11 protein-coding genes and 1 pseudogene are annotated in these 10,823 nt (G+C 66.3%); 4 read left to right on the forward strand and 8 right to left on the reverse strand.

From position 1 onward, the window contains the following. Complete coding sequence (locus ABZS80_RS24825) at positions 1 to 1,242, forward strand: M14 family metallopeptidase (RefSeq protein WP_355059456.1); 1,242 nt, start codon at positions 1 to 3, stop codon at positions 1,240 to 1,242. A gap of 342 nt (positions 1,243 to 1,584) precedes the next feature. Here the strand turns inward: ABZS80_RS24825 and ABZS80_RS24830 are convergent, their stop codons facing one another. Continuing rightward, on the reverse strand, positions 1,585 to 1,758 hold the full coding sequence (locus tag ABZS80_RS24830; RefSeq protein WP_355059436.1) for a hypothetical protein: 174 nt from the start codon (positions 1,756 to 1,758) through the stop codon (positions 1,585 to 1,587). Next, positions 1,755 to 1,973 carry a flavin reductase gene (locus ABZS80_RS24835; protein WP_355059438.1) on the reverse strand — a complete coding sequence of 73 codons (219 nt, stop codon included), beginning with the start codon at positions 1,971 to 1,973 and terminating at the stop codon, positions 1,755 to 1,757. Before ABZS80_RS24835 ends, ABZS80_RS24830 begins: the two co-directional genes overlap by 4 nt. Before the next feature lie 442 nt (positions 1,974 to 2,415). Here ABZS80_RS24835 and ABZS80_RS24840 point away from each other — a divergent pair, with 442 nt between their 5' ends. After that, positions 2,416 to 2,631, forward strand: coding sequence for a GntR family transcriptional regulator (locus ABZS80_RS24840; protein ID WP_230688735.1), 216 nt, complete (start codon positions 2,416 to 2,418; stop codon positions 2,629 to 2,631). A gap of 210 nt (positions 2,632 to 2,841) precedes the next feature. Here ABZS80_RS24840 and ABZS80_RS24845 read toward each other — a convergent pair whose 3' ends face one another. Next, complete coding sequence (locus ABZS80_RS24845; protein ID WP_355059440.1) at positions 2,842 to 3,936, reverse strand: hypothetical protein; 1,095 nt, start codon at positions 3,934 to 3,936, stop codon at positions 2,842 to 2,844. Positions 3,937 to 4,984: 1,048 nt separating this feature from the next. Then, positions 4,985 to 5,368, reverse strand: coding sequence for a hypothetical protein (locus ABZS80_RS24850; protein WP_355059442.1), 384 nt, complete (start codon positions 5,366 to 5,368; stop codon positions 4,985 to 4,987). A gap of 345 nt (positions 5,369 to 5,713) precedes the next feature. On the opposite strand from ABZS80_RS24850, the gene ABZS80_RS24855 reads away from it, so the two are divergent. Then, entirely contained in the window at positions 5,714 to 5,896 is a 183-nt protein-coding gene (locus ABZS80_RS24855) for a hypothetical protein (protein WP_355059444.1), read from the forward strand. A gap of 1,475 nt (positions 5,897 to 7,371) precedes the next feature. On the opposite strand, the gene ABZS80_RS24860 is transcribed toward ABZS80_RS24855, so the two are convergent. After that, complete coding sequence (locus ABZS80_RS24860; RefSeq protein ID WP_355059446.1) at positions 7,372 to 7,572, reverse strand: hypothetical protein; 201 nt, start codon at positions 7,570 to 7,572, stop codon at positions 7,372 to 7,374. Between the two features lie 279 nt (positions 7,573 to 7,851). After that, positions 7,852 to 8,400 carry a hypothetical protein gene (locus tag ABZS80_RS24865; RefSeq protein WP_355059448.1) on the reverse strand — a complete coding sequence of 183 codons (549 nt, stop codon included), beginning with the start codon at positions 8,398 to 8,400 and terminating at the stop codon, positions 7,852 to 7,854. A gap of 852 nt (positions 8,401 to 9,252) precedes the next feature. Here ABZS80_RS24865 and ABZS80_RS24870 point away from each other — a divergent pair. Then, positions 9,253 to 9,597: a hypothetical protein gene (locus tag ABZS80_RS24870; RefSeq protein WP_355059449.1), complete on the forward strand. Its 345-nt coding sequence runs from the start codon at positions 9,253 to 9,255 to the stop codon at positions 9,595 to 9,597. 311 nt (positions 9,598 to 9,908) lie between these two features. On the opposite strand, the pseudogene ABZS80_RS24875 reads toward ABZS80_RS24870, so the two are convergent. Together ABZS80_RS24875 and ABZS80_RS24880 are read right to left on the reverse strand one after the other, a co-directional pair. Next, positions 9,909 to 10,511 (reverse strand): annotated as a pseudogene (locus tag ABZS80_RS24875) (IS701 family transposase); the annotation flags it as partial. Between the two features lie 102 nt (positions 10,512 to 10,613). Continuing rightward, positions 10,614 to 10,823: hypothetical protein (locus ABZS80_RS24880; RefSeq protein ID WP_355059450.1), on the reverse strand; the 210-nt coding region annotated here is incomplete at its 5' end.

Below are 10,823 nucleotides of genomic sequence, written 5' to 3' on the forward strand. Positions count from 1 at the left end.
GTGCCGCGCGGCCCGGCCACGATCCCCGTCCTGCGGATCGGCAAGCACCGCGACGGCAGGAACCCGGGCGTGCTGATCCAGGCGCAGGACCACGCCCGCGAATGGGTGCCCGCGACGACCAGCCTGGAGTCGGCCGAGCGTCTGGTGCACAACTACAGGTCCGACCGGGAGACCAAGAAGATCGTCGACAACACCGACATCTTCTTCATCCTGTCCAACAACCCGGACGGGGCGAACTACAGCTTCTACAACTTCGCCTCGCAGCGCCGGAACATGACGAACCACTGCGCGGACGACAACGCCGATCCGGCCCGGCGCAACTCCTGGGGCGTCGACCTGAACCGGAACTACCGGGTCGGGTCGGCTCACGACGGCTACTCGGGTGGGTCGAACAGTTGCATCAGCGACACCTACCAGGGCCCGGAGAAGCTGTCCGAGCCTGAGTCGAAGAACATCATCTGGCTGGTCGAGAAGTACTCGAACATCAAGTTCATGATGTCGGTGCACTCCAACGGTGGTCAGCTGTTCTGGCAGCCGGGCGCCTACATCGCGGACGGGCGGATCACCACGCCGCGTCCGCCGCTGGGCGACGAGGCGTTCTACTGGCAGTCGGCCGCCCGGATCCTGTCGCAGGTCAAGGCGCACCGGCAGACCGTCGTCACGCCGGAGAACGTCGGCGGCTCGTCGGACGTCCTCTACTCCTCCGCGGGCAACGTGCGTGAGGATCTCTACTACACCTACGGGATCTACGCCTTCGGCTGGGAGGTCGGCGGCTCGGTCTACAACCCGGCCACCGGCAACTGGCAGGGCGGTTCGTTCCAGCCGGCGTGGGTGGGCAACCCTGACCTCGTCAGCGGCCACTCCGAGACGATGGAGTACGCCAACGGCATCATGGAGATGTTCCGGATCGCGGCGGACTGGGGCAAGGACCACCAGAAGCCGACGTCCCAGCTCGTTCCCGGCGGCGGGAAGTACCCCGGGCCCGTCGACGTGCGCTTCGAGACGAGCGAGCCGGCCACCATCTACTACACGACGGACGGCAGCCGGCCCACCCTCGATTCGCCGCGCTACGCGGCGACCGAGTTCCGTGAGCCGGGGCGGGTGTTCCACGTGACCGAGACGACCACGTTCCACTGGTTCTCGGTCGACAGCGCCGGCAACATCGAGCAGAACTACGACCCGTCGAAGAACGACAGGCGCAACAACTACCGCACGGCGACGATCACGATCGCCCAGCAGTAGTCAGGCCCCACGGCGCCATCTCGTGATCATTGCCTCGTCAGTGAGGGCCTGCCCCTCGCTGACGAGGCAATGGCGGATCGACAGTTGGCGGTGGCCCGGATGGCAGGCGCTCGGACATGGCTGAACCATGTCCCCGTATTGAACCCGCGAGGCGAGCCGATCGCGGCTGGATCAGGACACGCACGGCTGTCTGACGCGAGCCAAGGACGCGGACCCCTTCGGTGTGAACTCTCGGCGAGCCGGTCGGATCGGGCTAGGTACGAGGTCAGAGGGCCTGCTGGGGCGCTTCTCGGTTCAGTTCGGCCGCCCTGGTTGCTGTACTTCGCTGCTGTACTGCTGGCATCAGACGAGGCGCAGTACGCGGACCTTCGGGCGCTCGTTTCTCAGGTGACCTTGCTTGTGCTGGCGGACCTGCTCGTCCCAGACCTCTTGGTCGTAGTCCGGGTCGGGTGGGATCCACTTGTGGGAGCCGTCGCTGTAATGGAACTTCTCGTCGCCGGGTCGCAGGATGCTCATCGGCTCCAACCAAGGAAGCGGTGGTGCAGGTGGCCGGCGGGGACGTTTGCCAGGTCCTGGGCGGCGTCGACGAGTTGGGCGGCCAGGTAGAGGGCCAGCGATACCGAGGCCTGGTCGTACTCGGCTCGCAGCTCTCGCCGCCGGCTCTGGCAGGGCCACTCCCCCGCGCAGCCTCCGCACGTCCAGGTCGGCTTGATCGGGTGGTGCGTCGTCATCGCGGGCCGTCCTGGCTGGGCCAGTGGCCGCGGTTGATCGGGATGCGGTGACGGCTTCGGCACGGCAGGTTCGCGCCGCAGCGGCAGACGTGTCGCCAATGCCGCCACGACCAGACAGGCCGATGACGGCGGGCGAGGGTGAGCGCTGCCGCCAAGACGTACTCGTCGTAGGAGATTCGCTTCATCGGCTCGCCACAGCCGTCGCGGCCACCGTCCGCTGGGTTGGGAAACTGGAAGGGAGCACTGCCGCCTCCTGGTGCCGCAGGTGTCCGGAGGCGTGGATGCCCGATCGCGGGGAATGCGCCGGACATCCACGCCGGCGAGGACGGCCCACAGCGCCAACCGGGGGAATCGACCTCCTCGGAGACCTCCCATAGGTACCGTTGGGTAGTCAAGGGCTGACGTAGGTGGTCTACTCGTGTTGCCAACCGAGGGGAACACCGTGCCACCGCGTTACCGCTACGAGCAGATCGCCGACGACCTGGCCGAACGCATCGCGTCCGGCGAGTTCCCGCCGGGCTCAAAGCTGCCCAGCCGGCGGGAGTTGATCGAGCACTACGGCGTGACAGAGCCAGTCATCGACCGCGCCATGCAGGTGCTACGGATCAAGGGCATGACGGAGACACTGCCGGGCGTAGGCGTCTTCGTCGCCGAGTAGGTCGACAGCGACCCAAGGTAGGTCGCCGGCTGAAAGCGCTTCGGTGTGAACGCGGTTGCGACGCATCGTTTGATGTCATCCGGTGCTCTCTAGCACCTCGAAACGCGGCTTCGTTGCTGACTGCTGTCGCACGTTGCCGACGCCCTCCGGCCGTTTCGCTGCCTCCTCGCTGCCTTCCTGCTCTCGGGCTGGATGGAGTGTGCGGCACGGCTAGCCGTCGAACCGTTCCCAGGTGAAGTCCGAATCGCGCAGCGGTCGGAGCGCCGACCGGTATCGGCTACCGGCGTATATCTCTACTGAGCCGTCGGGGGAGGCTGCGGTCGCGACGACGAGGCCGGGAGCTACGAAGTGCTGAGTAGGATCGCCCGGCCATCGCATGGGTTGCAGAGGAACTTGATGCAGCGGTTCGACCAGCCGCCGCGCCTGCTCGGCAGCAACAGTTGCAAAGCCGCCAAAGGGACTGGAATATGACGCCTCGCAGAGGAGGAACTGCAGCAGAAAGGCACTCAGGGGCTCCCGCTCGTGTTCCGCGTGAAGTCCGCTGTACTGGACTGTCGGGTCTGCCTCGGTCGGATCCAGCAACATCACGAAGACGCCCTGGTTCTCCGCCCCAAACTGCACCAGCCCGTCGTCCTCGTCCTCCAACTCGTCGGCGGTGTAGAGCTGGTTGTGTAACCCGTACACCTCCTCACGGCCGGCAGCCGCCCGGTAGAAGGCAAGCAACGGTTCGGGAAGCGGCGGGTCCACGTCGGCGGGCGTCTCGTCGCCCGGTGGGATGTCGGCGTACCAACCGGCTACGAACTCACGCAACGCGGCGACACGGTCGTGGGGCAGGAACCGGAGCCAGTTGAGGCTGGGAAGCGGGTGCTGCGGTATGGGCCGTACCCGGTCGAGAACGTGGAACGGCAGACGGTCTGCGATGTGCAGTTGGCAGAACGAGAGTTCGCCTGGCAGACGGTAGGGAAACGGACTGTTCTCTGCTATGGCGCCCGGGGCGTGACGGCTGACCGCATGCCGCAATTCGCCTAGCGGCATGAATCCCTCGGGGAGGCGGACGAATCCGAGTCGCGGAAGTTCGGAGCTGGCCAGCCGCGCTTCCACACCTTCTGGGAAGGGCTCATGCAGCGTCAGGTCGTCGGAGTTCTGCACCGCGCTGCCGTCGGGCCGGTCCCCGGCTTGGACGATGACCAGCGTCGCCGACGGCCCGACCACGTAGCTGACGTCGCCTGCCGGCAGCACCTGCGCTTGGGCGCCGGCATACGACAGCACCTCGGTTTCCGTCACGACAGACCACGGCTCAGGCACGCGACAAGGCTAGGGGATCTGACCGCCCACTGGTGTCCAACCATCGTCCCGGAGCGGGAGCGAGACGACACCCTGGCCCCGGCAAGCCAGCCCTTCCGCGGTAGATCCCTTGCTTGTAAGGCGCTTTCGGCAAAGGTCGCAACGTCCGCTGACGTCCAACGGGTTCGGCTCAGAGCCGACAGCCGTCCACGCTCGTCCGGCCTCTGCCGCCGCCGTTGATGTCAGCCACGGATGTCAAGCCAGGCCCCTCAGGTCCCCGAAAACGGTCCCGGGCCTCCCGGATGGCTGCCGGCCCAACCAATGCCCCCGGGCGGTTGCTTCCACTCGGAGGCACGCCTCTTCGACAGGCCAGGCCATCGTTTACGCGCGGCCTGCCGACTGGCGCCTACCGCTGCGCCAAGCTCGGGATAGCCGGCCCCGTACTGCACCGCTTCCTCGGCACTGGCGGACACGAGGTCAGCGAGAAGGCGACGCATCTGCTCACCTGCCGCCATACGCGCGAGGTGAGTCCGCATCCTCTCCGCGGAGCTCGGCTCCTGGGCAGCGCCGCTCCAGACATCCACATCAGAGTTGTGCAGCCGCTGCGCCCAGTCAGCGGCAACAGCACCCAGTTCCCGCCGTAGTTCCTGTCGCTCGTCCGACGTCAGCTCCCGCATGATCGGCTCCCTCATCAGCGGCCTCCGACTTCAGAATCCGCTCGACAACCAGGGTTGTCAACCATCCCGGGCATGTCAGAATCCGACGCCGCTCACATTTCGTGCTCCTCACCCGTGAGTAGCACCCCAGGCACGCTTTCCAAGTCTGCTCGTCCCCGTACGCGCTTCACCGGGTCGGTTCGCTACCAAGGCGAACTCGACCAGTCGTTCGTCTGCGGTCGCCCCCGCACGGTCACGAACGAGACGACAAGTGAGACGGAGGCAGGAGGGTGGCGTCGCTGCTCGACCTCAGCTCTCATGGGATGTCTGTTACCGCTGCTATCGATCTGCGAGAGGCGCGAGCAGGTGCGATCCCGTCGGGGAGACGGGCTGGACCTGTCCGCCGGCTGAGGTCACAACTTTGCGACAGCGTCCTCGAACTTCTTCGCCTGCGACGGTTTCACCTTCCCGGTCAGCCGCACCAGGATCCGCCCGTCCGCCGGTCGATAGTGGTACTCGGTGCCGAGGATTTGTGCGCCTTTCAGGGCGTCCTGAATGAACTTCGATCGGGCGTCGGCGTCCCCTGCCGTCGCGAACACCTCGACCACCAGGCCGCGGTCGATGCCGTACTTCTCGGCGTCCTTGTCACCTCCCGGCACGTCCGCTGAGACACGGGACGTGTACTGCCCAGGGCGACCGAGCTTGTCATTGGGATCAGTGTTCTCGTCCTGCTCGGCGATGTTCGACAGCGGAAGCCCAGCAGCGGTGAGAGCCCCGACCACGTCCTTGGCGCCCATCGCTGGCTTCTCGCTGGGGCTCACGGGGGCGGCCGGTGTCGTGGCACTCACAACCGTCGACGGCCCTGCAGCGGCTGGAGGCTGGCTGTTGCCACAGCCTGCCAGTGCAAGGGCCAGAGCAGCGGCGCTGGTTACGGCGAGCCGGGAACGATACAACAGGACTCCTCACTTGACTTGTCGCGCAAAGGCTGCGCGGCTTCGTCATGATCCACAAATCGCGTTGGTCCCGCCATCGTGCGCGCGGTCGATCATCTTTCGGCTAGTCGACCGACAATCGGTCCGTGACGGGCGGTCCCATGCTTTCGAGGTCTGCGATCGCTCGTCTGCGACGGTCCGGCCGAGGCCGTGAGCTGGCTTGCCATCCTGCTGCTGCCCGGCCGGTTCGTCCGAGCCGAACAGGAGCAGTACGCCCCCATCGTCGGGGCGGGCCCCGGCCGCATCCTGATCCGCTTGGTCCTGGTGCTGGTCGCGGCCACCCTCGTCGCCTCCGGCGCGGCGTTGATCGCACAGGCCGTCAAATCCGGTTGAGTCTGCGCGAGCGGTACCTGTGCCCCACACTGCCAGGAGCGGGCGAGGCCACGTCAACGCCGCCTAGCGCTGCTCACCAGGTCCGCCAAGGTCCGGCCTCGTCCGTGAGGATCCACCGCCTTGGCTACTCCCGTGGCTACTCGACTCGCCCTTGCTGACCGACGACGTCCGCGACCTGGCCTTCGTCCAACCGGGGGAAGCAGCTCGTCGGCTCGATCCCTCGTCTGAGTTCTGGGCAGCCTGTCGACCGCGTCCAGCTCCGGCTGGCCCGTCTCCGTCCGACCTGTCAGAAGCGTGTGATCGTGCACCGTCGTCCGTCAGGGTTGCTACACGCGCTGCTACACGCGCACCGGACCAGCGGATTAAGAGGCACACACCGAGCGATGGCCGTCGCCGTGTCGCCTGCCGTGACGGCCGATCCCCGTCTGTGGCTGGTGCAACGCGCTTCGGTTGCTGTCGCCACGACCTACGCATTACGAGTCCGCCGCGGGCCTGCTTGTCGGCGTGGCCCCGGTCCTTGTCGAGCTTCTTCTGACGTCCGCCAGTGTCCGCCACGACTTGCAGGCTTGGCTGCTCGGTTGGCTGCTTCGGGCCCACGCGTTCTGGCTGTCCGACATATGTTGGGTGCATGAAGGGCGTCAATGCCAATGGACCAACCAGACCGGAGGTCGGTGCCATCACTAGCGGATCGCAAGCTCGCGACAACGAGATGGACGTCATCGAGATCGGGCCTCGTAGGCCGCCCCTGCCATGGTGGCGGGGACCAGGAATCGCCGGCCCCATCGCTGTCGCGCTCGTCGCCGGGGCCATCACGGGATACCTCGCCGGCATCCGACGCGCCGAGACCCAAGACCATACCGCCAGACCCGGCCCGCACGCGCCGACAACCGCCTCAGTTGTGACGGCCAAGGCGCAGCCGGTGACCGGGACCGGCAACCGGTGTTCGGCTCAACTCGGCGACAGGTTGCAACTAGGCGTTGAGATTGTCAACCGATCGGCCACCACCGCGACGCTTGACCGGATCGAACCGGTCCTTCCGTTGAACGGGCTGCGAGCAACGACGAGCGCATGGGGAAGCTGCGGTCAGTTGTCGTACATGGACGCCAGGACCCCGCACCCACTCCCACCTGGCGCCATCACCTGGTTGACGATCACGTTCGACGTGCTCATGCCCTGCCCAGCGCCAATGCCGGTCCTCTTTACCCTCACCTACACACAGGCAGGTGACACCGCCATCTCTGACCTGGGCGGTTTCCCCGATCTAGGCAACGTTCCCTACACCCGATGCACCGCCAGTCCTGGCTAACTCGGCCGCTGTCGGGACGGCCGGATTCGGGCCGATGACCCCTTGACCCCCAGGCAACAATCAGGGCGTCTCCACCTGGTCGGATCGGGGGTCAGGCCCTGGCGCTCACGTCCGCTGCCGTCCAGGGGTGTCCGGCCCCGTACACCCCGACCGTCACCCAGTTAGTCACTCAGTCGGGGTTTCGAGTTCCGGCTGGTCGAAGTCTCACCTGCCAATTGTGAGCGACGTGGTCGACGACAACCGCATCGAGCCAGACACCAACAGCCGGAAGCTCGCTACCGCTCGGAAGCGTGGTGATCTCCATCAGAGCTATCGCGTCGGGCTGGCCTTCGATGTCGGCGAAGACGCCGAACGGCATCGTCGCGAGCACGCGTGCCCGGACTCGTGCACCCACAGGCAGTGTCGACTTGGTCTCCGACCATGAACGCTCTGCTCGCTCGGCTCTGCCGTCGAGCAATCTCCAGGCGTCTGGGCTCATGGCCGCACATCCTCGCACGATCAGTTTGGAAGGTGCCTTGATCGAGCATGCTCCGTCCTGGTCGGGCTGGTCCTTCGCTCCGTTCAGGCCAACGGACGGCGGCGGTCGTTACCCCTCGTCACCCCTGTTTACCGATCCAACGGGCACGCCCTTCGGCACCTCACACGGGTGTCAGCGTTCGGGCAGGCGTCGAGCCGCCCTCATCATTTTGTCGGCCGCCTCGGACAGTTCGGCAACTGTCCTCGAAAAGCGTCTGCCGCCGAGCCTATCCACTGTCTCTGCCAAGATCCGAACCGACCGCGCATCTAGTCCCGCAGGATTATCCGTCAAGGCTGACACGATCTCACGAAGCTCCACTGCCGTCTCTGCGGTAAGTGTGCCTGTCCTTTCAAGCCGGTCCGCAATTTGTTCTAGGCGCTGCAACGGAGGCTCGAAGATATCGGCAACCAAGTCCATGAACGCGTCTTCATCTACCGGCCCGATGCGGCTCAGGGCAGCGTTGTTGGCACCTTCGTGCTTGCGCTTCCACTCAAGGAGAACCTCTGGAGGATACAGACTCTCCCCTGTTCTCTTGTCGTCCACTTCCGCGTGGTGAGGCAGGCAGAGAAGTAGGAGGTGCTTGAAGGCGTCGCGTTCCGAGTCGGGCATCCCAAGTCTGTATCTTGGTGCGTTCGGCCGAACACCGTAGATGTGCGCGATTTGCACGTTCTTGCGGTACACGCCTGGGCGCACCTCGAACATGACCGGCATAGGGCAATTTGGGCCGTAGCAACGGCCGTTGCTAATTGCCCAGAGGGCGGCCTCTACTGATGCCGGTATGCCCCTTCTGTTGCCCGTCACTGGTCCTCCATTGCCCCCAGGTCGCAGCCGAACCGGCAGCATATGAGACACAGGGTTAAGCCGGAAGCACCCTGAGCGCCGTCCGCCTGCTGACCTGCCCTTAGCCATCCCGTCGGCCTTCGTCCGCACACAGTGGAGCGGGTGGGGCCTGCTCGGCTCTGCCCGGACGGAGGGTGTCGGGATGGCGCCACCATCCCGGAGTGTCCGAGGACCCCGCCGGAGGCACTGCCCTTGCAACCAACAACTGCCAAGCCCCGAGCCTGTCAGCACCTAGGCGGCCCGGGGCTTCTTCGTATGTCGCGCCGCCGGGGGGCTTTACCGCCGGCCGCCGGGAGCGAAGCGGCAAGGCGGCCGGCGGCGGGCCAATTGGCCCGGCCCCTGGTCGGCGGCGCGAGCGGCCTGCGAAGCGGCCCGCCTTGATAGACGTACAGAAAGTCCTCCCACGCCGGCCAGCGGCCGGCCGTCCGGTCTCGGGACCTGCATGGCACATGGAGCCCGGTCGTCGATCTCGCGGCCCCTGACTCACGAAGGAGACGTAAGTTCCGCAGTGAAATCGGGTTGTTGCATGTCGTGGGGCCGTCGAACATGGGCGATGTGAGCCGAAGCCTGCGAACAGATCCCCGTTGGCGCCAGGCGCTCCGTCGCGCTCCGGGGCCAGACCGGGTGCGGATCCACGTTCATGCTGCGCGACCTGGATTCGTGCATCCGGCAAGCGGACGTGACGTTCGTGAGGTGCTGGAGGCGATTGGGCCTTCCGCGTGGTACGGGCTACGCGTCATCGAGTTGCGACAGACCGAGGACTTTGACCCCGGATTGGTGGTCTACGGCAAGACCAGAGCACCAGGCGAGATCTTCCTCTACGAACAACCGGAACACGAGGCGACAAGGCTGCGAGACTTCATGCGATTTGACGTACTGCTGCACGAGCTTGGCCATCATCTGCTCCAACACCGTGCCCGGAAGGTGGGCAACATACAGCGACGATCGGACCATGAGCGATTCGCCGACGCCTTCGCTGCCCAGTGGAAGCCCGTTGTCCAGGCTGCGCTCAACACCCTCCCATCAACAGCGCGGTGACCCACCGCCCGACCGCGCGAGCCACTTCGACCCTTACCCTGACGCACACATGATCGTCTAGCCGGACGTGTCACCGAGATCCTGAGGGATCTGTCACCCACGTCCTGAGACCCGACACGGCCAGCAGCCGGCAGTCCCGCCCGCACCCTGGAGAATCACGGCGGGTTGACGTGTCGGTACTCGGTGCTACTCTGACGCTCGTCCAGGACGCCAGCGCGGCCTTCCCGCCGGATCGCTGGACTCAACATCGGAGATGCCGAGCGGCCTTCCTGCCGCTGATGCGGGCCCCGTCCCGCCGGCTCTCGATCGCACACCCACCCGGCTGGGACACCAGCCTCGATCGCGGCGGCGATCATCTGCCGGGCCAGGGCAGGCTTCGTGGCGAACCCGACCTGGTCGGGGACGCCGGCGGCGGCGAGGCGGTCGGGTTGGTCGCACCAGGTCGTCTCGGGTAGGTAGAGCCGGCGGTCGATCAGCCCCCGCCCGTGCGGGGTGACGTAGGCCAGGAACACTCCGACCTGGCTGTTCTCAACACGGCCGGCGGTGCCGGTGTACTGCCTCTGCACCCCGACCGAGCACACCCCCTTCTTGAGGAAGCCGGTCTCATCGGTGACCAGCACCGCGTCGGGGTGGCCGAGCTGCTCGATCAGCCAGGAACGCACGTCGTCGCGGACGTCGTCGGCGTCCCACACCGTCGTGCGCAGTAACCGCTGCATCGCCTGCGGATCGCAGTTGCCAGCCCGCTCCGCGAGGGACCAGCAGGTCTTGCGCTCCACCCCCGACAGCAGCCCTGCCACGAACTGCCCGGCCGTCGCACGCGGCTCGGCCCGTGCGAACCGGTCAGCGACACGCGTCACCGCCTCGTCCAGGATGACCCGCCACCCAGCGGGGTCTACGCTGTGGCCCACGGCCACCGCACGATCTTCGGTTGTCCTCACAAACCATCGATGATCGACGCGGTGGCCGTCTGCATGCCCACGCCACGCCCGAGGCCGAAGCCAAGTGACGGTGGAGTGCTAACCCAGACTCAGGTTGTGCTCCTCAAGCGCACTCTGGATGATCTCGAGCGCTTTCGGGCCCATGCCATGTAGCTTGGCCAGCTCAGTACGCGCCACCCCGGCAAGCTCACTCAGTGCGTGTTTGAGAAGGTCGCGTGTGGACGGTGTGGCGGCGTGACGGTGGCCGCCGGGGCGGGCAGGGTGTCCGGGTGTCGTCGCCTCGTCGTG

The organism is Micromonospora sp. NPDC005305 (assembly GCF_040607315.1).
Classification (GTDB): Bacteria; Actinomycetota; Actinomycetes; order Mycobacteriales; family Micromonosporaceae; genus Micromonospora.